Origin of the sequence: Modestobacter muralis (assembly GCF_010682105.1) — a bacterium.
Classification (GTDB): Bacteria; Actinomycetota; Actinomycetes; order Mycobacteriales; family Geodermatophilaceae; genus Modestobacter; species Modestobacter muralis.
On sequence record NZ_JAAGWH010000081.1, the window covers coordinates 1 to 556 of the forward strand.

Sequence of the window (556 nt, forward strand, 5' to 3'; positions counted from 1 at the left end):
CACCAGCCGGCGCAGGGGGGCGCGCGGGCCGAGCAGGTGGGTCTGACCGACCACCTCGTCGAGGCCCCGCGGCCGCATCCGCACGGCCAGCGGCGCACCGGTGTCCACCACGGCGCCACCGGCGTCGGGCGCCGGGTCGTCGAACAGCGACGTCACGATCGCACCTGCCCGAGCACGGTTGCGACGCTACCCGCGGGGCACGACGCAACCGTCGGTCCACGAGGAGGAGCCCGTGCAGCAGCGCACCATCGGCAACGACACCGTCGGCCGCGTCCAGGTCAGCGCCATCGGCCTGGGCGCCATGCCGCTGTCGACCAAGGACCCCCGGCCCGCCCCCGAGGACGCGCGGGCCGTCGTCCACGCGGCGCTCGACGCCGGGGTGACGCTGATCGACACCGCCGACGCCTACTCCCGGGACGAGGGGGAGTTCGGCCACAACGAGTCGCTCGTGGCCGCTGCACTGGCCTCGTGGGGCGGCGACACCTCCGGCGTGCTGGTCGCGACCAAGGGTGGGCACACCCGGCGCGGCGCGGACTGGGCGCTCGACGGGTCGCCG

1 protein-coding gene is annotated in these 556 nt (G+C 76.3%); it reads left to right on the forward strand.

Annotated features, from left to right (window positions below; genetic code table 11):
* Positions 1 to 232: 232 nt before the first annotated feature.
* On the forward strand, positions 233 to 556 hold a 324-nt coding region (locus GCU67_RS21085; RefSeq protein ID WP_163613463.1), incomplete at its 3' end, for an aldo/keto reductase.